The sequence below is a fragment of the Desulfococcus sp. genome (genome assembly GCF_050178255.1).
Taxonomy (GTDB): Bacteria; Desulfobacterota; Desulfobacteria; order Desulfobacterales; family Desulfococcaceae; genus Desulfococcus; species Desulfococcus multivorans.
On the sequence record NZ_JBFXGG010000048.1, the window covers coordinates 1 to 22,358 of the forward strand.

18 protein-coding genes are annotated in these 22,358 nt (G+C 61.1%); 4 read left to right on the forward strand and 14 right to left on the reverse strand.

What is annotated here, in order from left to right; all coding sequences use genetic code 11:
* Positions 1 to 148: 148 nt before the first annotated feature.
* The 6 genes from AB7S84_RS10380 to AB7S84_RS10405 form a co-directional block, all read right to left on the reverse strand.
* Entirely contained in the window at positions 149 to 1,327 is a 1,179-nt protein-coding gene (locus AB7S84_RS10380; RefSeq protein ID WP_020877623.1) for a cation:proton antiporter, read from the reverse strand.
* On the reverse strand, positions 1,324 to 2,742 hold the full coding sequence (locus tag AB7S84_RS10385; RefSeq protein WP_020877622.1) for an NAD-binding protein: 1,419 nt from the start codon (positions 2,740 to 2,742) through the stop codon (positions 1,324 to 1,326). The genes AB7S84_RS10380 and AB7S84_RS10385 overlap by 4 nt, the downstream gene beginning before the upstream one ends.
* The gene (locus AB7S84_RS10390) at positions 2,739 to 4,256 is read right to left on the reverse strand and encodes a cobyric acid synthase (protein ID WP_020877621.1); all 1,518 of its coding nucleotides are present in this window, start codon (positions 4,254 to 4,256) and stop codon (positions 2,739 to 2,741) included. The genes AB7S84_RS10385 and AB7S84_RS10390 overlap by 4 nt, the downstream gene beginning before the upstream one ends.
* Positions 4,249 to 5,040, reverse strand: coding sequence for a precorrin-3B C(17)-methyltransferase (gene cobJ / locus AB7S84_RS10395; protein WP_040416159.1), 792 nt, complete (start codon positions 5,038 to 5,040; stop codon positions 4,249 to 4,251). Before cobJ ends, AB7S84_RS10390 begins: the two co-directional genes overlap by 8 nt.
* Entirely contained in the window at positions 4,944 to 6,119 is a 1,176-nt protein-coding gene (locus AB7S84_RS10400) for a cobalt-precorrin 5A hydrolase (protein ID WP_020877619.1), read from the reverse strand. Before AB7S84_RS10400 ends, cobJ begins: the two co-directional genes overlap by 97 nt.
* A gap of 118 nt (positions 6,120 to 6,237) precedes the next feature.
* Positions 6,238 to 7,608 carry a sigma-54-dependent transcriptional regulator gene (locus tag AB7S84_RS10405; RefSeq protein ID WP_020877618.1) on the reverse strand — a complete coding sequence of 457 codons (1,371 nt, stop codon included), beginning with the start codon at positions 7,606 to 7,608 and terminating at the stop codon, positions 6,238 to 6,240.
* 432 nt (positions 7,609 to 8,040) lie between these two features.
* Here AB7S84_RS10405 and AB7S84_RS10410 point away from each other — a divergent pair, with 432 nt between their 5' ends.
* Positions 8,041 to 8,427, forward strand: coding sequence for a response regulator transcription factor (locus AB7S84_RS10410; protein WP_020877617.1), 387 nt, complete (start codon positions 8,041 to 8,043; stop codon positions 8,425 to 8,427).
* 65 nt (positions 8,428 to 8,492) lie between these two features.
* Here the strand turns inward: AB7S84_RS10410 and AB7S84_RS10415 are convergent, their stop codons facing one another.
* From AB7S84_RS10415 to AB7S84_RS10445, 7 genes are all read right to left on the reverse strand, one after another.
* A complete protein-coding gene (locus tag AB7S84_RS10415) occupies positions 8,493 to 10,037 on the reverse strand; it encodes a sensor histidine kinase (RefSeq protein WP_020877616.1) in 1,545 nt (514 codons plus the stop codon).
* A 71-nt stretch (positions 10,038 to 10,108) separates the two neighbouring features.
* The gene (locus AB7S84_RS10420; protein ID WP_428154331.1) at positions 10,109 to 11,605 is read right to left on the reverse strand and encodes a two-component system sensor histidine kinase NtrB; all 1,497 of its coding nucleotides are present in this window, start codon (positions 11,603 to 11,605) and stop codon (positions 10,109 to 10,111) included.
* Positions 11,606 to 11,738: 133 nt separating this feature from the next.
* Positions 11,739 to 12,995 carry a U32 family peptidase C-terminal domain-containing protein gene (locus tag AB7S84_RS10425; protein WP_020877614.1) on the reverse strand — a complete coding sequence of 419 codons (1,257 nt, stop codon included), beginning with the start codon at positions 12,993 to 12,995 and terminating at the stop codon, positions 11,739 to 11,741.
* Positions 12,985 to 14,259 (reverse strand): bifunctional cobalt-precorrin-7 (C(5))-methyltransferase/cobalt-precorrin-6B (C(15))-methyltransferase, encoded by a 1,275-nt coding sequence (locus AB7S84_RS10430; RefSeq protein WP_020877613.1) that lies wholly within the window; start codon positions 14,257 to 14,259, stop codon positions 12,985 to 12,987. Before AB7S84_RS10430 ends, AB7S84_RS10425 begins: the two co-directional genes overlap by 11 nt.
* Positions 14,256 to 15,428, reverse strand: a complete 1,173-nt coding sequence (gene cbiD, locus AB7S84_RS10435) for a cobalt-precorrin-5B (C(1))-methyltransferase CbiD (RefSeq protein WP_428154334.1) — start codon at positions 15,426 to 15,428, stop codon at positions 14,256 to 14,258. The genes AB7S84_RS10430 and cbiD overlap by 4 nt, the downstream gene beginning before the upstream one ends.
* Positions 15,425 to 16,042 carry a precorrin-8X methylmutase gene (locus AB7S84_RS10440; protein WP_020877611.1) on the reverse strand — a complete coding sequence of 206 codons (618 nt, stop codon included), beginning with the start codon at positions 16,040 to 16,042 and terminating at the stop codon, positions 15,425 to 15,427. The genes cbiD and AB7S84_RS10440 overlap by 4 nt, the downstream gene beginning before the upstream one ends.
* A complete protein-coding gene (locus tag AB7S84_RS10445) occupies positions 16,039 to 17,517 on the reverse strand; it encodes a cobyrinate a,c-diamide synthase (protein WP_428154336.1) in 1,479 nt (492 codons plus the stop codon). The genes AB7S84_RS10440 and AB7S84_RS10445 overlap by 4 nt, the downstream gene beginning before the upstream one ends.
* A 299-nt stretch (positions 17,518 to 17,816) precedes the next feature.
* On the opposite strand from AB7S84_RS10445, the gene AB7S84_RS10450 reads away from it, so the two are divergent.
* Entirely contained in the window at positions 17,817 to 19,043 is a 1,227-nt protein-coding gene (locus AB7S84_RS10450) for an anion transporter (RefSeq protein WP_040416145.1), read from the forward strand.
* A gap of 33 nt (positions 19,044 to 19,076) precedes the next feature.
* On the opposite strand, the gene AB7S84_RS10455 is transcribed toward AB7S84_RS10450, so the two are convergent.
* Positions 19,077 to 20,090 (reverse strand): sensor histidine kinase, encoded by a 1,014-nt coding sequence (locus tag AB7S84_RS10455; RefSeq protein ID WP_020877608.1) that lies wholly within the window; start codon positions 20,088 to 20,090, stop codon positions 19,077 to 19,079.
* 412 nt (positions 20,091 to 20,502) lie between these two features.
* On the opposite strand from AB7S84_RS10455, the gene AB7S84_RS10460 reads away from it, so the two are divergent.
* Complete coding sequence (locus tag AB7S84_RS10460; protein WP_143334163.1) at positions 20,503 to 20,724, forward strand: hypothetical protein; 222 nt, start codon at positions 20,503 to 20,505, stop codon at positions 20,722 to 20,724.
* 84 nt (positions 20,725 to 20,808) lie between these two features.
* On the forward strand, positions 20,809 to 22,358 hold a 1,550-nt coding region (locus tag AB7S84_RS10465; protein ID WP_428154339.1), incomplete at its 3' end, for a chloride channel protein.

The following is a 22,358-nucleotide window of genomic DNA, read 5'->3' on the forward strand; positions in this document are numbered from 1 at the left end:
AGGCCGAGTATCCGGACTGGGGCGGCGACCGGTTCTGGGCCCAGGAAATCGGTGACCTGAGAGCCCAGTATGCCTTCATGATGGCGGCGCTGTCGCCGTAAGCGGTGCAGGCGGCGGGATGACGGCCCGGAGGGTTGGACGATATCGCCTATTTTACGACGTCGTTCGGGCCGCCGCTTCCGACCGTGGGCGTGATGAGCTTGAAGAGGGTCGGCCCTAAGAAACAGGTGACGAGGGCCATGAAGACCACGGCATCCTTGATTTCGGGTTTGATCAAGTTGTTTTCGACACCGATGGCCGCAGCGGCGATGATGAGGCTGAGACGCGAGGAGAGGAGAACGCCGGCCTGAAAGACTTCCCTCGGTTTTCGCCCCCGGAACAAAAGGAGCGCCGCGGGAGCCATCTTGACCGTGACGGCAGCGCCCAACAGTTTGAGGGAAAACAGGATCATCTCGGGCTTCATGATGTGGGTCAGATCGAACTGCATGCCCACGTGGATGAAGAAGACCGGGATCAGAAAACCGAACCCCATGGCCGAAAGCTTGGTCTCCAACAGCGGTTTTTCCCGGAAGATATAGGCCAGGAGGCTGCCGCCAAGGAACGCTCCCAGAACGGGCTCCAGGTGGGCCAGTTCCGACAGGGCCACAAACAGAAAGAGCAGGGCCATGGAGAGGCGGACGCCGATCTCCTGGGCGTCCTCCTGAATGCCGAGAATCCGCTCGGCCCCGGCCGGATGCCACCAGACCCAGACGCGGCCTATCCGCAGCAGAATCCCGAACCCCAGAAACAGCGGGATGGGAAGGAAAAAACGCCAGTCGATGCCCTGACGGATGTAAAGGACATAGAAGGTAATGCCGAAGAGGGTCATGAAGTCGGCCAGGGTGGCGGCGATCAGGATGTCCTGGCCCATGGGGGTCCGGCTCATTCCCGTTTCCCTCAGGGTGGGCATCACCAGGCCTAAGGAAGTGGTGGAGAGCATGAGGGCTACGAAAAAACCGCGGGAAAGGAGTGTCGCCGCCAGGGTCGCCAGTCCCAGGGTGACCATGAAAAAGAGTACCTGAAACATAAGCTGCCCCCGACTCTGTCGTTTCAGCATGGTGAAATCAATCTCCATTCCCGCCCGAAACATGAGGAGCAGAAATCCCAGATGGGCCAGGAACGGGAGCCATTCGCCGGTGAATTCCAGTTTCAGCACGCTCTTGCCCAGGATGACGCCGAAGATGATCTCCACCACCATGGACGGCACCCGGAGGATCCTGCTGATGCCGGGCACGATCAGGATGGCCAGAACAACCAGGAGAAGGGCGGTCTGCTGAGAGGTGATCATGGGGCTCCCGACGCCAGGATGAGCACCGAGCAGGGGGTCCGCTCGACAAGCAGTTCGCCCACGTGAGGGGTGAGCAGCTCCTTCTGGGGATTGGTGCTGCCGACCACCATCAGCTGATATCTTTCCGCCAGGGCGGTGATTTCCTTGACCGGGTTGCCGCGGCATTCGATTTCCCCGATTTTCACCTTATGGATGTGACTGATCTCCCGGACCTTTTTGAAGGTTTTGTCGCTCCAGGATTCCCGGGATTCGCCGTGGATGAAATCGGGCTCCTGAACCACGGCGGCGTCCACGAGAGCACCGATCTGCTCCGCCAGGCCGACGGCGGTCTCCAGTGCCAGTGCGGCCATGGCGGTGCCGTTGAAGGGCACCAGAATCCGGTCGTAGGGATTGGAATTGCGGGCGATCAGAAGCGGGCAGGCGAGTTCATGGGCCAGGGCGATGGTTTCGGGCCGGGAGATGGATTTCAGAAACGAGCGTCCCAGGGGGCGCATGACCACCAGCCCGATCTGGTCTTTCCGGCAGAGGGTTTTGACGGTGTCCGTCAACCGGCCGTCCATGGGGTGAAGGCGGATGTCGTGGCGGACGTTTTTCCGGTCGATGTGGGCCGTCGGGTCCGGCATATCGACGGCATCGTAGAGAATGGAAACATGACCGACCCGCGTGTTCCGGAGCAGATACATGCCTTCTTCCAGGGTCTCAGCCCCCTCGTCGCCGTTCAGGACGATCATGAGCCCCCGGCCCCAGGGAGCGGGAAACGGCATGTGACCGCAGGCCAGAACCGAGCAGACCGACCGGAAGAAGTTTCGCTTCCCCAGCAGGATCAGCCGGTCTCCCTCCGCCAGCATCAGCTCCCCGGTCAACGGCATCCACTCGCCGGCACGATAGAGCCCCGCCAGACGCCATTCCGGATCCTCGAGCACCGTGACGGACATCCCGGCGATCCAGTTGTCCCGAGTGACCTCGATTTCCACGACCTCGCCCGTGCCGCGGGCAACGGAGAATACCTGAATCCGCGGATCCTGCAGGTAGTGATAGAGGGTGTTGCCCACCATGTTGCCGGGCAGCAGAAGATGGACATCCAGTTTCTGGAATTTCGCTTCCAGTGAAAGGTCATAGAGCACGGAGAGAATGTGAGGAACCCCGGCCTTCCGGGCGAATCGGACTGCCGCGAGGTTGACCTTGTCGTTGTCGGTGAGGGCCAGAAAATAATCGGTTTCACCAAGACCGGCCTTGTCGAGAAGGACCGGGCTTGCGGCGTCGCCTGCCAGAACCTTCGCCACGGTGGCGTGGGTATCCATCAGCTCCTTGAGGGCTTTTTCGGAGGCGTCGATGAGGGTGATGCGCCATCGGTCCCCCAGCCGACCCAACAGGTTTCGGGTGTAACGGCCCGCGCCGCAGATGACGGCTTTCATACCGCGGTGTTTCCGGGAGGAGATCGGCGGATCAGACGGAGAATCGCCTCGGTGTCCACGTGGTTTTCGAAATGCTCGGCCAGGCGATCGTACTCCCGATCCCGGGCTGCCGGGCCGGCCGGGGTGTCGCCGGTGTCGAGACGGCCGAGACCGATGGTGTCGAGCCATCGGCGGGTTACGGCGGGCGTGTCGAAAAGACCGTGCATGTATGTGGCCATGATCCGGCCGCCGTCGCTGATACAGCCGTCCTCGGTATTTGCGGGAGCAGCCCCGTTCTGGGCCAGGATCGTGAAAAGCGGTGCGCCGCCGATCCGGTCGGTCCGGCCCATGTGGATTTCGTATCCGGTGCCCTGGACGTCTCCCCAGGCGAATCGGCTCAGGGTCGTGGTCTTGGGTGCCATCAGGGTGGTTTCCACCGGCAGAAGGCCCAACCCCTCAGTGGTGCCGGGGACACCTTCGAGGCCCTGGGGATCGTAGACACGGTTGCCCAGGAGCTGGTAGCCCCCGCAGATCCCGAGAATGTGGCCGTCCTTTTCGGCGTAGGCGGCGAGCCGTCGGCTCCAGCCCGTTGTCTTGAGCCACTCCAGGTCGAACCGGGTGTTCTTGGATCCGGGCAGGATCACGGCAGCGAAGCCCGAGAGGTCCTGTACCTTTTCAATGAAAAAGAGGTCGAGGCCCTTGACGGCCGAGAGGGGGTCGAAATCCGTGAAATTGGAGATGTGGGGGATGCGGATTACGGCCACGGCCGGCCGCGTTCCCCTGCCGGGCAGCACCGTGGGGGGGCTCTCGATGATCACCGAATCCTCGGCCTCGATGGCGATGTGGGTGTACCAGGGCAGGACGCCGAAGACCGGTTTCCCGGTGTTGGCCTCGATCCACTTCACCCCGTCGTCGAAGAGTCGGATGTCTCCCCGGAACCGGTTGACGATGAACCCGGCGATGCGGTCCCGCCGTTCGGGGGGCAGGCAGGCGAGGGTCCCCACCAACTGGGCGAACACGCCGCCCCTGTGGATGTCCGCGATGAGGATCACCGGCGCGTCGGCATATTCGGCCATGGGAAAATTGACGATGTCGTGGGCCATGAGGTTGACCTCGGCGCAGGACCCGGCCCCCTCCATGACCACCACGTCAAATCGGCTCCGGAGTCGGTCGAGGGCGCGGCAGGCGGTGTCGAAGAGATGCGCCTTCCGGGTGTGATACTCGACGGCGGTCTGGTTGGCCACGGCCTCCCCCATGAGGACCACCTGACAGCCCACGTCGGTGGTCGGCTTGAGGAGGATGGGGTTCATGTCCACGTGGGGCGGGATCCGGGCCGCCTCGGCCTGGACGATCTGAGCCCGCCCCATCTCGAGTCCCTCCGGGGTGACACCGGAGTTGTTGGACATGTTCTGGGCCTTGAAAGGCGCCGTCCGCAAGCCCCGGTTCAGGAAGATGCGGTTCAGGGCCGTGGCCACGACGCTCTTGCCGACGTCCGATCCGGTGCCGAAGGCGGCGATGCAGGGGGCTTCAGACATGACGGCGTCGCTCCGAATCGAGATCGTATTTCCTGGCATATCCCCGGGGGGTGATCATGTGTCCGAGATATGCGAAGGTGCTGCTGTTGCCCACAAAAACGGTGGTCTGCATGTCCACTTCGGCCCGATGGAGGTCGCCCAGGGTGGTGATCGTCACCCGCTGGTTGTCCCGCATGGCGCCGGTGACGACGCCCACCGGCGTTTCGGGGGCGCGGTGCCGCAGAATGATCTTCTGGGCGGCCTCCAGGTGGTCGCTTCGACGCTTGCTCTTGGGGTTGTATAGGGCGATGACGAAGTCGGCGCCGGCGGCGGCGTCGAGACGCCGTTCGATAAGCTCCCACGGCGTAAGGAGGTCGCTCAGGCTGACGGCGGCGAAGTCGTGGGTGAGGGGTGCGCCCAGGAGGGCGGCTCCCGCGGCCAGGGCCGGGATGCCGGGGATGACCTCGATGAGGAGGGCATTCTCGTCCGCATCGACGGCGGGGTCCGTCCGGGGGGCCCGGATCGCGAGTCCCTTTTCCCGGCACATTTCGTAGACAAGGCCTGCCATGGCATAAATGCCGGCGTCGCCGCTGGAAACAATGGCGCAGGACTCGCCCGACAGAGCGGCCGAGATGGCGGCCTCGACCCGCTCCACTTCGCGTTTCATGGCGGTCTGAATAATCCGTTTGCCGGCGATGAGCGGCCGGATCAGGTCGATGTAGGTGGTGTATCCGGCGACGGCCTCGACCCGCTCGAGAACGTCGTGGGCCCGTCGACAGAGGTAGTCCGGACCCCCGGGGCCGATACCGACGACATAGAGGACCTTCGTGCCACGGCCGCCGTCACGTTTGGGGTGATCTGTTTGGGAACGATCAGCGCACCGTTCCTTGCCGCCAGGATTGCTGCTGCTTCGCATACGCTTTTGACTCCTATGTGTTTTTCCACCATTGCCGATGGCGTCGCTATGGTCCGGACCCGCCCCAGGGCCTCTCGATCAAAAAAAACAAGGGGAATCCCCAGGGATTCGCCCAGTGCGATGAGGCCGGTCTCGTCTCGCTTGATGTCCACGCTGGCCAGGGTGGAGACACTCAGAAGGGAAAGCCGGTGGCGGTCCAGGGTCTCCGTGAGAAGACGGTGCATCTCGGACATCTCGGTGTCGCGATTGCAGCCCATGCCCACGGCCAGGGAACGGGGACGCAATATCAGAACTTGCGGGGGCAGGTCAACCACTCTGTCGTCGACATAGATGCCCGGACCTTCGGGGATTGGATTTCCGGACGGAAAGACGTCTTCGCCGTCGTCCGTGCGGGTGTCCGGCACCAGGGTTTCCGGCGGCAGATGGTTCCGGATAAGGCCGTAAGGGTCGTGGAGTCGAACGGGACGTCCCTTCAGAAAGGCCATGCCGACGTGTTTGACGGCGTCGGGGTTTTCGATGGCGAGACCCAGTTCGCAGGCCAGGGTGTCTACGGCCGGCAGGCGGTTGAGGTCCGTGGCCGTGGTGATGACGGGGACGGCGTCGACCGCCTCTGCCGCCCGACGGGCCAAGGCGTTGGCGCCGCCGATGTGTCCGGCCAGAAGGCTGACGGCGTGGATGCCCAACTCGTCCAGGACGACCACTGCGGGGTCGACGCTTTTGTGCTGCAAAAGCGGTGCGATCATCCTTACGACGATGCCCGTGGACATGATGAAAAGGTGGCCGTCGTGTCGGGTAAAATGCCTGGTAACCGCCGTTGCGAGGCGTTCGAACCGTTCGGCAGGCAGAGCCTCCGGGAACAGGTCGAGAGCGGCGGAGAGGTATAGCGCGGATCGGGGGAAAAACCTCGCGAGCCTTTGGGCCAGCCGGACGCCGTTGGGCGTCACGGCCCAGATGCCGATGTTATTCATGCCGCGGATCCATTTTTTAAATTTCAACGTTCATGATGGCGACCGGATAGCGGCGCCGGCCTGGGAAAGTCGAAAGTTGAGTTAAATGACGCGTGATTTGCAATCATGACTCCCGGCCTTACTTCTCGCCGTAGGACGACAGTTTTCGCCGAAGGGTGTTGAGGCCGATGTCCAGGCGTCGGGCCGTCAGGCTCTTGTTTCGATCGAGACGCCGATAGACCTTTAATATATGCGCTTTTTCCACCTGGGCAAGGGTGAGAATCGGACCCTGCTCCCGAGGGGCTTCGGCCTCCTGAGCGCGTCCGGCGTTCCGGACGGCCTCGGGAAGGCATCCGGGCACAATCGGCCCGCTCTGGGCCAGGTTGACCGCGGACTGGATGATAGCGCGGAGCTCCCGGATGTTACCGGGATAGTCGTGGTGCATCAGCAGCGCCATGGCTTGTACGTCCACCCGGCATCGGTCTTTCTCCCCGCAGAATTCGTCGAGGAAAAGGTTGATGAGGGGCGGAATGTCGGCCCGCCGTTCCCGCAGCGGGGGGAGGTGAAGCCACCCCCCCCGAAGCCGGTAGTAGAGATCCTGTCGGAACCGCCGCTGCTCGATGAGCTGGTCCATATCCTCATTGGTGGCGGCGATGATCCGGACGTCGGCGCGTCGGGGCTGGTTGGTACCGATTTTCATGTATTCCCCATCCTGAAGGACCCGAAGGAGCTTTCCCTGGAGGGAGACGGGTAAAATCCCGATTTCGTCCAGGAAGAGGGTGCCGCCGTCGGCGTACTCGAGATAGCCGATGCGGGCTTTGTCCGCACCGGTGAAGGCGCCCTTGGCGTGGCCGAAGAACTCGGCATCGAAGAGGCTCTCGGTGACGGCCGCCATATTGACCGTCGTCATGGGGCGACTCGCCCGGGAGCTGGCCCGGTGAACGGCCTTGGCCAGGAGTTCCTTGCCGGTGCCGCTTTCGCCGGTGATCAGAATGGGTACGTCGCTGTGGGCATGAAGCTCCGCTTCCTTGAGCACCTTGAGCACGTTTCGGGATCGGGTGACGATCCCCCGAAACGGCGATGTGTCGGTCAGTTTGGGCAGGGTTTTCTTTTTGTCGATGTCGAGCAGATCCAGGAGGTGCTTCCGCTCGAGGGCCCGGTTGACGGAGAGTGTGAGGTTTTCCCTGGAGACGGGTTTGACGAGATAGTCGTAGGCGCCCTTTCGGATGCAGGCGACGGCTACGTGGACTTCGTTGACCGCCGTCACCATGATGCATTCGGTGTCGGGGCTGGTGTTCTTGATCCGGTCGAGAAGTGCCATTCCGTTCATCTCGGGCATGTTGACATCGATGAGAGCGAGGTGGAACCGCTCGCCTTCGGCGAATCTTTGGGCGGCCTTCAGGGCATCGGCCTCGATGGTGATGTCGTGGAATCCCGCCGTCGAAAGCCGCCGTCGCAGGATATCGAGATAGTCCGGATCGTCGTCGATGACGATGATGCTGTCGTCCATGATCTCCGCTTTTCCGTTTGCCCTGGAAGTACGGCATGCCGTGCTCCCGCGTTTTAGATATGCTGATAGGGCGTTAGCACATGATGCAATGAAAATCAAAGGTATTCCATAATGGCGCGTGCCAAAATGGCGTTCTTGTAGATAACCCTTCGGAAATAAAGCGGTTGCGGGCATGCTTGTGCCAAAACGGCATCGCTTGGGCCGGAACTTCGGGCGCCGAAGCCGTCGATCACGCCCGGCAGCGCTGGAGATTTGGGCGGCGGTCAGGAAGCGATCCGCTGAAGAGCGGCTTTCGTGCTGTTTTTTCCGGTACTGTGTCAAAGATCACGGCATATGGCACGGGGATTGCTTTGTCTTATGGTAACCGTTCGAAAAGATATGCAGCCAACCGTTTGATGCTTCAGGAATATCTTTAAACAAAGGAGGAAGACTATGAGCCAGAAAGTCGTATTGGTCGTGGATGATGAGCCTGATGTGATCTCCATCGTCGGGGGAAGATTGAAAAAGGCCGGTTTCGCCGTCGAGGCGGCCTACAACGGGAACGAGGCACTCGAGAAGGTCAGGGCGAAGCGTCCCGACTGTATCGTCCTGGACGTCATGATGCCTGAAAAGGACGGGTATGAGGTCTGTGCGGAGTTGAAGAAGGATCCGAATCTCTCGGATATCCCCATTGTGATGCTCACCGCAGTGGCCGATCATGTCACCTCCACCCGCTACTCCCATTTCGACGGCATCAGCATGGAGGCCGACGATTATATCCCCAAGGGCCCGGATTCCACCGAGCAGATTGTCCAGAGCGTCAAGGATCTCCTGGCCTGAGTTCCGTCGGACGCCGACTCCGGGCCGACCTCGGAACGGGGGCATCCACGCCGGATGCCCCCGATTCATGTCGTGACGCTGTTTATCGTTTCACTCGGAGGGGGGCACACCGCTTCTTCGGTCTTCTCCAGGGGCAGGATCACGGTAAAAGTCGTGCCCCTGTCCACGCTGCTTTGGACGGAGATGGTGCCGTTCATGGCATCCACCAGGCTTTTGACGATGGGCAGGCCCAGACCGGTGCCGGTGATGAAACGGGTCTTTTCGTTCTTGACCCGGTAGAAGCGTTCGAAGATCTTGTCCAGGTATTTTTCATCGATACCGAATCCCGTATCCGAGACCTCGACCTGGATTCGGCCGTCCGGCTTGCTCGCCCTCACCTCGATGTGACCGCCCTCCGGGGTGTAGTTGATGGCATTGGTGATCAGGTTGCCGAAGATGCTTTCCAGGGCCATGGGGTCGGCGGTGATTTGTGGCAGCGGCCGCTCAGGCAGAACGGCGGTGAGGGTCTGACGTTTCGCGCCGGCCCGGGCGTTCAGGAAATCCACGATGCTTTTCAGCAGGTCGTCCAGCTTGACCGGGACGGGTTCGCGGGTGACGGCCCCGGATTCGATGCGGGAAAGATCCAGGAGGTCTCCGATGAGGGAGATCAGTCCCTGGGTCTTTTCCTTGGCCCGGAAGAGGAGATACTGTTCCTGCTCCTTGTCGGCGTTCGAATCGTCCCCCATCATGTCGCCCAGCACCAGCGCCAGTTGTTCGTGGATGGTGGAGAGGGGCGAACGCAGCTCGTGGGTGACCTTCGCCACGAATTCGCTTTTAAGTTGGTCCAGAACCTTCATGGTGGTGATGTTGACCAGGGTAATCACCGCCCCCATGCATTCGCCGTCATCCCCCGTAATCGGGCGGCCTTTGGCCATGAGGTAGATGTTGTCGGGCAGGGCCAGCTCATAGCTTGGGGGGTCGTCGGCAACGGTGTATTTTCCCTGGGAGATGTCCATCACCAGATTGCAGAATCCCGGATCGGCGACGTAAGCCTCGATCCGTTCTCCGGTCGTCCGGCAGGGATCAAGACCCATGAGATGGATGAAGGCGGGGTTCATCAGTACGACCTGACCCCGCGTGTTGGTCACCACCAACCCATTGGGAAGGGATTCCAGGATGGTGCGGATCCGGCTTTTTTGCATACCCAGATCCATGAGAGTCTTTCTCCGCTGGGCTTCCAGCATCTCCGTTTCCATGGTCAGGATAAGCTTTTCCCGGGCGCGTTCGACGACCATGCGGAGGTGTTCAGGCTCGAAAGGCTTGGGGATGAAATCGTAGGCCCCTTGTTTCATGGCCTCGATGGCCGTCTCGATGGTGGCGAATCCCGTGATGATGATGACCAGAATCGATGGGTCTTCCGCCCGGATATGCTGGAGGACCTCCAGACCGTCCATTCCCGGCATCTTGAGGTCCAGAAGGACAATGGAGATCATCTCTTTTCTGATGATCTCCAGCCCCGCGAGCCCCCGGTTGGCCGAAAAAGTTTTGAACCCCATCCGGTTGAGGATCCGCTGACAGGCCAGTCGAATACCGTCTTCGTCGTCGATCACCAGTACATTGATTTCATCCATATCGTATCATCCTCGGTGCGATGTTTCATGACCGGGTTTTGGGAAACCGGTGTCCGGTCAACCGACGGCGGTCAGTGGTCGGTTTCCGTCGTCTCGGGCATGTCGAGGGGGAGTTCGATGCTGAATACGGCACCGCCCTCCGGCGCATTCCTGGCCTCGATGAGGCCGTGGTGTTCCTTGATGATGCTGTAAGCCAGGCTCAGCCCGAGGCCGGTGCCCTCCCCCTCGTCCTTGGTGGTGTAGAACGGGTCGAAGATGTGGGGAAGAACCTCGTCGGGAATCCCGGGACCGGTGTCGGAAATTTCGATCAGCACCTGGTTCCTGGCAGGGAGGTGTTCGGTTTTCAGCGACAGCTTTCCGTTCCCGCCCATGGCCTGGGCCGCGTTGATGATGAGATTCATGAAAACGTGGTTCAGCTGCTGGATGTCTCCGGGCACCATGGGGAGACCCTCGGCAAAGTGTTTGCAAATCTCGATGTTGTGGAAGAGGGTTTGCTTGTCGAGCAAAAACAGCGTCCTCGAGAGGGCTCTGTTGATGTCGTGGGGTTTGATCTGGTAACGGGTCTGCCGGGCGAATTCAAGGAGCTCCTTCACCGTGTCCCGGCAGCGTTGGGCGTCTTTCAGGATGCGGGAAAGGTCCTCGCGGATGCTCTCTTCCAACGCGTACTCCTCGAGCACCAGCTTGGTAAAGAGGGTGATGCTTCCCAGTGGGTTGTTGAGCTGGTGGGCCACGCCGGCGGAAAGCTTGCCCAGGGATGCCATCTTGTCGGCCTGGAGGAGCTGCAGACGCGTTTTTTCCAGCTTTTCCTTCATTTTGATTTCTTCCCGAAGATCGTGAAAGAAGCCGATGGTCGCCACCTCTTCCTTGCCGTCATAGACGACGGCGGCGTTCAGCCGGATAGGGACGATCATGCCGTTTTTGTGCTGTATGTCCACCTGATGGAATTTCAGCTTGCCTTTCCCGCCGTAATCCTTGCTCCGCAGTTTTTTCATGATGTCGTAGGCACAACCCTTCTCGGCGTAAATGTCCTGGATCATGAGTTTGTGGAGCCCATCGTACATGCTGTACCCGGTGATTTCCACGGCGGCGTCGTTGAAAATGAAGATCTTACCCTTCCGGTCGGCGGCGATCACGCCGTCCACGGAACTCAGAATCAGGTTCTTGAGGAAGGCGTTTGAGCGCTGCAGCTTTTCTTCGAGCCCCTCCACAAAGGGGATGTCGAAGTCGAGCATGGCGATGGCGTCTACTATCTCGTCCGTCATGTTCTCGGACGGCGGAAGCGGGTAGAAGTAGTGGCAGTAGTTCTTTTTCTGGGTGAGAAAGCTTGATTTGTGGATAACCGTGGGTGACCGTGTCTTGGTGATCTGTCCCAGGGGGCATTCCTCGCAGGGCGTGTCGAGGTTCCAGAGAATCTCGTGGCAGAGGCGTCCGATGATGTTCTTGCTGAATCGTTTTTTCGTGAAGGCGTTGGCGGCAAGGATGATGTATTCCGGAGAGACGACGATGATCTTGCGCCTGAAGCCGTCGATGGCCCGGATCAGGTACTCCTTTTCAGTATCGGTGTGCATGGGCCTTCTCCTTGATGGGCTTTAGGGGCCGGTCATAATGAGACGAATCAATATTAAATTCAGTATATCGAAGGAGAAGGATATAATCAATACATAAAAAAAATGCGGCGAATAGAATAAATCCGCTTCATTTTCATTCTTCGGATAGCGGCGCAGGATCGGCCGGAGCCCGATGGATCAGGTCAAGGGGGCTGGCGCCGCCGCGAAGGGACAGGATCGCCCGGTTGTTGGGTTGGGCGTGGAACAGCCGATCCCCGGTTTCCGACGTGATGCGGCGGATCACGTCGGGCCGGGGGGGACCTTTGGCGGAAAAGACGCTTACCGCCTCGCCGACAGTGATTTTGTTGCGGACATCCAGCAGAATATCGGTGGCCGAGAGGCGTTCCAGGACTTTTCCCATGAAATCCTGCCGAATCTCGCTGTCGGGCGGGTTGTATTCCGGAACGATCTGATCGGGATCCCTCAAATAAAAGCCGGTGCAGTAACCCCGGCGGGTGACGCCCGCCAGGGTTTCCCGCCAGTCGGGCCGGACAACGTAACGACGGCCTTCGGAACGGTCAAGAGCGGCGTCGATGGCTTCGCGGTAAACCTTGACCACTGATGCCAGGTAATGGATTCCCTTCATCCGTCCCTCGATTTTGAGGGACCGGACGCCGGCGTCGATCATCTCCGGGATGTGCGCGATCATGCACAGGTCCTTCGAATTGAAGACATAGGCTCCCCGGCCGTCCTCGGCGATTGGGTAATATTGACCCGGTCGCTTTGCCTCCATGAGGGTGTAATGAAACCTGCAGGGATGGCTGCACCGTCCCCGGTTGGCGTCCCGTCCCGTCATGAAACTGCTCAGAAGGCAGCGTCCCGAATAGGCGATGCACATGGCGCCGTGAACAAAGGCCTCGATTTCCAGGTCGACGCCGTCGGCGATTCTCCGGATGTCATCGAGGGGGAGTTCCCGGGCGAGATTGACGCGGCGGGCCCCCAGATCCCGCCAGAACCGGGCGGCGTCGAGGCCGGTGATGTTGGCCTGGGTGCTGATGTGGATGGGGATTTCGGGGATGATGCGCCGGGCTGCGGCGAATACCCCGGGATCGGCAATAATGACGGCGTCGGGCCCGATCTCGGCCAACTGCCCCAGGTAGGCGGCGATCCGGTCCGTTTCATCGGTTCGGGGATAGATATTACACGCCACATAGACCCGTACGCCGTTTCGATGGGCGAAGGTGACGGCCTGGTCCAGTTCTTCCAGGGTGAAATTTCCGGAGAAGTTTCTCAGGCTGAAGTCCTTACCCGCCAGATAGACGGCGTCGGCACCGTAATAGACGGCGATCTCGAGCTTCTCGGGATTGCCGGCCGGCGCAAGCAGTTCGACGGCGGGGCTGTCAAGCGTCACGGGCGGAACCTCGGCAGGATGCCGCGGCGGCCTTCGGAGGGCTTTCCGACGCAGCGCCGGTGATAATCCACACCGGATTCTGTGGAGAGAGGCGATCGCCCCAGGGCATCTTTTTGGCGGCGCTCACCTGAATCTGGACGATGTCGGTCGCCAACCCCAGCCTCCGGAAGCCGGTCAGGGCGACGTCGATGTTCTGAATCAAAACGGTGTTTACCACCATGACGCCCCCGGGCCTGAGACGCGCCCCGGCGGTTTCCATGATCCGCCCCAGGTCTTTTCCGCCTCCGCCGATAAAGATCCGGTCGGGGGCGGGCAGATCGTCGAGGCCGTCGGGCAGGGTCGCCTGGACGATTTCAAGCCGCTCGATTCCGTACCGTTCTTGATTGGCCCGGATATGGGCGATGCGATGGGCCCGCCGCTCCACCGCAACGATCCGGCCGGTCCGGATGAAAAGACCCGCCTCGATAGCTACGGAGCCGCTGCCGGCACCCAGATCCCAAAGGACGAGACCGGGCGCCCCAAGGCGGAGTTTGGACAGGGTGACGGCGCGGACCTCGGGTTTGGTGATCAGTCCCTTTTCGTGGATGAAGGCGGCCTCGGGCATCCCGGGATAGAGCGGCGACGCCTCCTTTCTGTCGGGCGGTCTCCGATGCAGGATGACAACGTTCGGCGACCGGAAAACCTTTCCGGCGGCCTCGACCGGCGGTACCCACGCAACAGATTCGTCTTCGGCGCCGAGTTTTTCGAGGACACACATGTCGAAGTCCGTGAAACCATGCGCCGTCATGAAGGCCGCCAGCCATGCGGGGGTATGGATGGGGTCGGTCAAAAGACCGATTTTGTGATGACAGGCGAGGGCCTCCAGGAGCGCCGCATCGTTCCGGCGGCCGTGGAGGCTGACGAGGCGGGCGTCGCTCCAGGGGATGCCGATCCTGGCAAAAGCGGCGCCGATGGCGGTGATGTTGGGCAGAACCCGTACGTTCTCCGCCCCGAGAGCGGTCGTGATGACCGATCCGATGCCGTAAAACAAGGGGTCCCCGGATGCCAGGACAACTACCTTTTTAGCGGCCATCCGTTCCGCGATGAACGGGACGATCTCGGCGATGTTCCGGGTGATCGCCAATTTTTCGGCACGGACATCCGGGAAATAGCTCAGGTGTCGTTTTCCGCCGACGAGAACCTCGGCCTCCCCGATCGCCTCGAGATGGCCCGGGGTGAGGTCTCTGGGAGAGAGGCCGATGCCGACGATCGTGACGGGGATCATGATACGGCACCGCCGTTTTCGTCGAAAATACGATTGCCTTCGAAATCGAAGACCACGCCGCGGATCCGGAAACCTTCGCCGGAAAACCGCCGAGCGGCCGCGATCATGGCGCGGCCCACCCGGGAGATAAGGGCCGGGTGCTCGGCACGGATGAACTCGAAGGCGTGGCGGGCCGTGTTGGCGTGGGCCACTCTTTCGGCGAAGTCCGCATCTCCGCTGACCGCCAGGGCCCATTCCGAGAGACGTTGAAGCGTCATGGCCGATTTGGCGGCGTGGGTGTGGGGGATCCCCTGGGCCATCTTGACGGCCTTGCCGAAAAAGACGGCGATCCGGACCTCGCGGAAACCCGTGGCGGCGGCGGCCGTGAGGGATGTCTCGAAAAAATCCCCAATCTGCACGAAGGCTTCCTCGGGAAGGTCCTGCCAGAGGGCTTGGGCGAACCGTTCGCTGCGGCGGCCCGTGGTCATGACGACGGTGTCGAGCCCTGCCGCCTCGGCCACTGACAGGGATGCGCGGATAGTGGCGATATAGGCGTCGTGGGACATGGGGCGGACGATGCCCGTCGTGCCCAGAATGGAAATACCCCCCAGGATGCCGAGGCGGGCGTTCAGCGTTTTTATCGCCATGGCCTCGCCTTCGGGGACGAAGATTTCGACACAGACCGTGCCGATATCGCGGCGGTCCGCAAGGACATCCAGCACAGCCTGTCGGATCATCCGGCGGGGTTCCGGATTGATGGCCGGTTCGCCCGGCGCCACCTCAAGACCGGGCTTGGTGACCCGCCCGACGCCCGTGCCGCCGAAGAGGCGGATTCGCCCCCCGTCGAAATCCGGCAGGACAACCCCTGGATTCGCGCCGTTGCCGACAGCTGCTTCCCGGCATTCCCGGGGTGGCGCCCCCAGACGAACCCTTGCGCCGATGACGGCGTTGTGGGTGACGTCGGGGTCGTCTCCGCCGTCCTTGACGACCAGACATTCCGCTCCGCCGTCGGCGGTGAAAGAACAGGCGTGGATGGGAATGGTAAGGGCCTCACCGGTCGGAAGGGGGAGGATCACCGTTGCCGGAAAACGTCCTTCAATCAGGTGCAACAGCGCCCCCCGGACGGCTGCGGCAGCGGCAGCGCCCGTAGTGAAACCGCACCGAAGTGTCGGTTCGCGCTTATCACTCATGAGGTTCGGCCGGCCATGATCAACAGGGCGTTGACGACGGCGGCCGCCACGTTGGACCCCCCCTTGCGACCGAGGTTGGTGATGTGGGGTACGTCCATTTGGGCCAGTTCGGATTTGGATTCCGAAGCGTTGACAAAGCCGACGGGCAGTCCGATGACCAGAGCCGGACGGGCCTGGCCGGCCCGGATCTGCTCCATGAGACGGAGCAGGGCCGTGGGGGCGTTGCCGATCACGTAAATCCCGTCCGTCATCAGGGGTAGGGCCATGTCGACGGCGGCCTTGGCGCGGGTGATGCCGGCCTTTTCGGCGTACATCCGCACGTCGGCCTGACCGATGAGACAGGTGACGCTGCCGCCGAAAGCCTCGACCGATGCTTTGCGTATCCCCGATCGCGCCATTTCCGTGTCGGTGATGACGGGATTGCCGGCCCGGATCGCTGCGAGGCCTCGGGCAATGGCGAGCGGGTGGAAGCGGACGGTCTTCATATAGTCGAAATCCGCCGATGTGTGAATCATGCGTCGGACGATTTCCCATTCGGCGGCGTCGAAACCGTGGGGACCGGCTTCCCGGTCGATAATCTGAAAGCTTAAGGATTCAATTTCTTGGGGGTTCATCTTGTTGAGCGGTTCCTTTCATGACGGTAGATCCGACAGGCGTCGACAAACGCGCCGGCAGCCTCGGGGCGGCTGCCGAAATGGAGGTGGACATAGCTTCCCAGGGTGCGTTGGATCTGAAACCCTTCTCCGCTTCGCGGCCGACCCAAGCGGTCCGACAGGCCGTAGACCGTTTGAACCCCATCTCCTTCGGGAGAAGGTTCAAGGTCGGAATAGTGGAATTCGTGTCCCCGGAGGGTGGCTCCGGCCTGCCCCAGAACCGTGTCGGCGGTGAGGGTGACCTCACGGTAGCCAAGGGAACGAAGGCGGTCGTACATCCGCGTGGCGAAGGGAAAACACCCGGTCATGAGATGGCTCCGACCCTCCATATCATGGATTTCCCGGCCGAGGTACATGAATCCGCCGCATTCGCCGTAAATGGGCATGCCCGCCGCACTCGCTTCCCGAACCTGCCGGCAGAGCGTCCTGTTTTCAGCCAGCCGATCGGCGAAAAGCTCGGGATAACCCCCGCCGAAATAGAGGCCGTCCAGCGCGTCGGGAAGGGCCGGATCCGATATCGGTGAAAACGGCACAATTTCGGCGCCCCGGGCTGCAAGGAGATCGAGGTTGTCCTGGTAGTAAAAGCAGAAGGCCTTGTCGACAGCCACGCCGATCCGGACGATCGGCATGTCGGCGGTGGGGCCGGGAATGGGGGTGGGGCGTGTCTCAGCGATCCCGGGGAGATCCGGCAGGCGCCGCCAAAGGGCATCCAGATCGATGTGGCCTTCGATCAGGTCGGCCAGTCGACGCACGGTTTCGGAGGATGTCCCGTGCTCCTCCCGGGTGACGAGGCCCAGATGACGTTCGGGGATGGCGACGGCGTCGTCCCGGGGGATGCCGCCCAGGCAGGGCATTTTCACCCGTCCATCCAGAGCCTCCCGAAGATAGGCGAGATGTCTCGGGCTGCCGATGTTGTTGAAGACGACCCCGGCGAAGTCGAGCTCCGGATCGAAGCTTTCGAAGCCGTGGACCAGGGCGGCGGCGCTTCGGGCCATGCTTTTGGCGTCGACGATCAGAATGACGGGGACGCCCGTCCATTTGGCCATCTGGGCCGTGGAGCCGGCTTCGCTGCGCCCGTCATATCCGTCATAGAGCCCCATGACCCCCTCGATGACGGCAATGTCTGCCCCGTCCGCGGCCCTGGCGAATGCCGCCGTGTTGTAAACCCGGGAGAGCATCCATCCATCCAGGTTCCGGCTGATCGCGCCGGTGACGCGGGTGTGGTGGCCGGGATCGATGAAATCCGGCCCGACCTTGAACGGCGCCACCGTGAGACCCCGTCTGCGGAAGGCCGCCATGAAGCCCATCGTGATGGTTGTTTTGCCGCTGCCGCTTCTGGTTCCGGCAATGACGACCCCTTTTATGGCGACCTCCTTAAAAGCAAGAAACCAAGTTCTGCGAAACTTGGTTTCCGGATAAGCGTCGTTTCGGTGCACGTCGCTTTGAAAAACGTCAAGATCGCAACCCGTTGCATTGAATCGGCAATATCGTCGAGGTTGCGGAATCCCGCGGTTTTGGGGTTGACAAAACCGCACCGGAAAAATGAATAACAGGGATATCCGAGGATATCAAGTCCTATTTTCCACGGGCGTCAGGGGACCTGCGGCGGGTTCCGGCCGTGAAGAAAACAGGCTTCAAATCGACGCGTGGGGCGAGGGTCGTATCCTCCCGGCACCGGCCTGTGAAAGTCGAAAATTGAGTCATCATCGACCGTTGAGAAAGGAAAGACGCCTTGGTGCATACGGACATCGCGGCCCTCGGGCTGTTCGGCATCACTTATGCGGGGATTGCCCTGGGAAAGGTGCCGGGGCTTGTCGTCGACAGGGTCGGCATTGCACTTCTGGGTGCCATCGGCATGGTTGTGGCGGGTGTCGTCACTACCCGGGAGGCGGTGGGCGCCGTCGACATTCCGACCATTCTGCTCCTCTATTCCCTGATGGTGGCCTCCGCACAGCTCCGCCTCGGGGGGTTCTATTCCTGGGCCGCCGCGGCGATCGCCGGTCTCCTCCACCGCCCGAGGCTCTTTCTGTTGACCGGCATGGTCTCGAGCGCGCTGCTCTCGGCGCTCCTGGCCAACGACATCGTCTGTTTCGCCTTCACCCCCGTTCTTTCTCTGGCCTTGATCCGAGGCGGGCTCAACCCCGTACCGTTTCTTATCGGGCTCGCGGTCGCCAGCAATATCGGCTCGGCCGCCACCATCATCGGCAATCCCCAGAACATGCTCATCGGGCAGGTCGGCCGACTCGACTTCGGGGCGTTTCTGATCTGGTGCACGCCCCCCGTCGCCGTGTCTCTTCTGGGCGGCTACCTGATCATCCTCGGGATTTACCGGGAAAGGCTCTACACCACCAACCTCGACACCGAAACCCTGTCAAAGACACCGTGGCCGATGTTCAACTCCTGGCACACGGCCAAGGGACTCATCGCCGTCGCCGTTCTGGTGCTCATGTTCTTCACCGCCGTCCCCCGAGAGGTGTCGGCCATCGCTGTCGCGGGCGTTCTCCTCTGCAGCCGTCGAATGAAAACCCGAGACATCCTGGGATTGGTGGACTGGCATCTGATCACTTTTTTCTGCGCGCTCTTCATCGTTATCCACGGCGTTTCCCGGGGACCCTACCTGGGGATGATGGTGCAAGCTTTCACGGCAAGGGGATGGGTATTGGGCGATCTTCCCGTTTTAGCGGCCGTGTCGACGGCCTTGAGCAACCTGTTCAGCAACGTTCCGGCCGTCATGCTGCTGCTGCCTTTTCTCGATCCTATGAATCCGGTTCAGTGGTATGTCCTGGCGGTGTCGAGCACCTTCGCCGGAAACCTTTTCCTCCTGGGGAGCATTGCCAATCTCATCGTCGTCGAACAGGCCCGCGGTTTCGGCATCGACATCACCTTCGGCCGGCATGCGGCGGTGGGGATTCCGGTGACCTTGTTCTCTTTGGGTGTGTTGTTGTTGTGGATCGCCTTTTGAACGTCGGAAAGAACGGCGTCCTCAGACAGTCTCTCATTCCGCCGTTTCGGCCCTGTCGGGGGGCGTCCGGTCGATGTCCCAAACGGCGATGATCGTCGTGCCGTTGTCCGGGCTGGAATCGATGGTGACGGCACCGGCGGCGTGGGTGACCCGTTCGCACATAGCCGGAAGGCCGATGCCGCTGTCGGCGGATTGGGGATGGAGCTTGTCGTCGACATTGAACCCGATCCCGTTGTCCCTGATTTCAAGAAACAGCCGGCCCTTTTGTTTGCGAAGGGAGACTCGGCCTCGGGTTGCGCGGCTGTGACGGGTCATATTGGCCAGTGCCTCCTGAACCACGCGATAAATCACGATCTTGAGGGGTTGCGGCAGATCGTTTTCAGTCACGGCCCATTCGGTTTCAATGGAAATTTCCGGAAAAGCGCTTCTGATGCTGTCGCAGAGCCCATCCAAAGCGGGACGCAACCCCAGTTCGTCGATCATGAGCGGACTCAGGTTTTTCGAGATGACCCGGATCTCCTCGTGCAGTTCCTGAAACGTCTTGACGATCAGGCGGCATTGACGCTCCATGTCCAGTTCATCCTTCCCGTTCATGGCCTGCAGGGCCGCTTCAACCCTGAATTTAAGGGCGCTGATCTTGGGCCCCATTTCATCGTGAAGACCGGCGGCGATCTCGCGGCGTTCGATTTCCTGTGCGGTCAATAATTGGTTGGAAAGGCGCCTCAGCCGCTGTTCCGATTTCTTGAGCTCGGTTTCCGCCTGTTTTCGCCGTTCAATGTGTTGCAGCAGCGGTTTGTAGGAAAATCGATACAGGGTGGGGAAGACGAGCACGATCAGCAACAGCGCGTCCCCCATGACTTCGATCGTCAGGGGCAGCGGCGGGAGGAGGTTCAGGAGGATCATATTGAAGGCTTCGACCAGGAAAATCGACAGGGCGATAATGGAAAGCAGCCAGAGGGGGCGGCTCAGTCGGCGAACCGATTCGGGTTGCGGGTGGGTTGACGGGGACGGGGCGGGGGGGCACTCGGAAGCGGTCTTGCTTTCCATGGATCTCTCCAGGCATTGTCGGAAAATTTATGAGAACGGCCGGTGTGCAGGAGCGTCCTGTTCATCGGCGGCACTGTCGTCAGGGATTTCTTACCAGAATTTTTCTGTGTGAGACAACGGCTAATTTTTGAGCATTGACGGCCGAGCCGTGTTCAGCCGTGCCGGCAGACTTGATCATCGCGGCGGAACGTGTTATCCGTTAACCTGAAATCGGTGCCTGAGGAGGCCGTGAGGGTGCCGTGGCGTCGTCGCCCGACATTGGATGCCCGGTCCGGGGCCGTCGGCGGTGCCGGGGGATTTTCGGCACATGGATCCCAAGGATATTGATGATGTCGTTCCATACCGGGACGGGCGGCATCGTCGACACTGCACGCCGGAGAAATACCCCCATGTCGTTCCCTGAAAGTTCACATTGGGAAACACGTCTGGTGTCGCCTCAGACGGTGCTGACGCGCATTCAATTCTTCTGAACATGCTGATCCGCCTGGCCAGGGAACAGGGCCTGAAAGGACTGACGGCCGAGGTCCCTGCCGTCAACAAATTCATGATGAAGATATTCGAAAAGGCGAACCTGCCGTTGGATGCGCGCCTGATCGACGGGGTATACCACATCACAATCCTCTTGGGTGCATAGCGTCCCGGGAAGGGTCGAAACTTCCGGGGTCGAGGAGGATAGGGGAGGAGGACGCCTTTTCGGCATGAATGGACGACGATCGGTATGAAGCGGGAGCGCCTGAGCACCATCACCCTCATGCTGTTTTCCATGGTCATCGGCGTCCTGTCTGCCGTCGGCGCCGTCTGTTTCCGTGCCCTCATCGAGCTGTTCGGGAACCTGTTCTGGGCGCCGGGCGTCACCTTCACCCATCAGGTAGTGGCTTCGCCCTGGTGGTTCAGGGTCGTTTTTCCCCCGTCGGTCGGTCTGATGGCGGGGCTGCTTATCGTCTACGTCATTCCCGAAGCCCGGGGTCCCGGCGTTCCCGAGGTGATTCTTTCCGTAACCAACCACCAGAGTCGAATCCGGCATCGGGTCACCTTTTTCAAGACACTGGTCACGAGCATGCTCATCGGCGGGGGCGCATCCGTGGGCCGGGAAGGCCCCATCATTCAGATCGGGGCGTCCATCGGGTCTTCCATGGCACAGGTATTCAGGCTGGACCCGGCAATCCGCCGCGTTTGCCTGGCCTCCGGGGTGGCGGCGGGCATCGCCGCGACCTTCAACGCACCCATCACCGGCACCCTTTTTGCCGTCGAGATCATTCTTCTTGACCTTGAACTGAGCCACATCAGCAACATCGTCATCGCGTCGGTGGTCGGGTCGGTGGTGTCCCGCATATTTCTGGGCGAGTTTCCAACGTTTGTTGCGGTGGACTTCGTGCTTTACCACTTCTGGGAACTCGGCGTCTATCTGGCTCTGGGTCTCGCCGGAGGCTTCGTCGCCATCCTATTTATCCGCACCGTCGGCCTGAGCGAGGATCTGTTCATGGGGACCCGGATTTTCGAATGGCTGAAGCCGGCCGTCGGCGGACTCCTTCTGGGGGTGTCGGCCCTGGCGTTTCCGCAGATTCTGGGGATCGGATACGATACGGTCAATGCCGCACTCACCGCATCCCTGGGCCTCGGTGCCGCCGTGGCCCTGCTCCTGGTCAAGATGATCGCCACCGCCCTCTGTGTGGGCTCTGGCATGAGCGGCGGCATCTTCGCCCCTTCATTGGTGCTGGGCGCGACGCTGGGCACCGCCGTCGGACTTGCCGCCAATCAGGTGTTTCCAGGACTCGATCTGAATCCCGCCTTTTATGCGCTGGCCGGGATGGGCGCGGTGGTGGCCGGAACGACCCTGGCGCCCATTACGGCCATCATGACGATTTTCGAACTGACGAATAACGAAGCGGTGATTCTCCCGCTCATGGTGGCCTGTATCAGCAGCGTTCTGGTGGTCCGGCTCCTGTTCGGGTATTCCGTTTACGAAATGAAGCTGCTCAGGAAAGGGGTGAATATCGTCCGAGGGCACGATGTCGGCGTGTTGCGGCATCTCGTCGTCAAGGATTTCATGGACGACGATTTTGAAACCTTGCCTGAAAATGCGTCGCTGCCCCACATCGTCGAACGGATCTGTGAATCGAACTATCCCCATTTTGTGGTGCTGGCCGGCGAACGGTTGGCCGGTTTCCTCTCCCTTCGGGATGTCCGGGGGGTTCTGAACGATTTCGAAATGCTCCGGGAAATCGTCGTCGCCGCGGACCTCATGCAGCGGAAGGTCATCACTGTTTC

Bases quoted from the DNA above. Each gene is read 5' to 3' on its own strand.
- AB7S84_RS10380 (WP_020877623.1), bottom strand. From the start codon at position 1,327: ATGATCACCTCTCAGCAGACCGCCCTTCTCCTGGTTGTTCTGGCCATC.
- AB7S84_RS10385 (WP_020877622.1), bottom strand. From the start codon at position 2,742: ATGAAAGCCGTCATCTGCGGCGCGGGCCGTTACACCCGAAACCTGTTG.
- AB7S84_RS10390 (WP_020877621.1), bottom strand. From the start codon at position 4,256: ATGTCTGAAGCCCCCTGCATCGCCGCCTTCGGCACCGGATCGGACGTC.
- AB7S84_RS10400 (WP_020877619.1), bottom strand. From the start codon at position 6,119: ATGAATAACATCGGCATCTGGGCCGTGACGCCCAACGGCGTCCGGCTG.
- AB7S84_RS10405 (WP_020877618.1), bottom strand. From the start codon at position 7,608: ATGGACGACAGCATCATCGTCATCGACGACGATCCGGACTATCTCGAT.
- AB7S84_RS10410 (WP_020877617.1), top strand. From the start codon at position 8,041: ATGAGCCAGAAAGTCGTATTGGTCGTGGATGATGAGCCTGATGTGATC.
- AB7S84_RS10415 (WP_020877616.1), bottom strand. From the start codon at position 10,037: ATGGATGAAATCAATGTACTGGTGATCGACGACGAAGACGGTATTCGA.
- AB7S84_RS10420 (WP_428154331.1), bottom strand. From the start codon at position 11,605: ATGCACACCGATACTGAAAAGGAGTACCTGATCCGGGCCATCGACGGC.
- AB7S84_RS10430 (WP_020877613.1), bottom strand. From the start codon at position 14,259: ATGATCCCCGTCACGATCGTCGGCATCGGCCTCTCTCCCAGAGACCTC.
- cbiD (WP_428154334.1), bottom strand. From the start codon at position 15,428: ATGAGTGATAAGCGCGAACCGACACTTCGGTGCGGTTTCACTACGGGC.
- AB7S84_RS10440 (WP_020877611.1), bottom strand. From the start codon at position 16,042: ATGAACCCCCAAGAAATTGAATCCTTAAGCTTTCAGATTATCGACCGG.
- AB7S84_RS10455 (WP_020877608.1), bottom strand. From the start codon at position 20,090: ATGGAAAGCAAGACCGCTTCCGAGTGCCCCCCCGCCCCGTCCCCGTCA.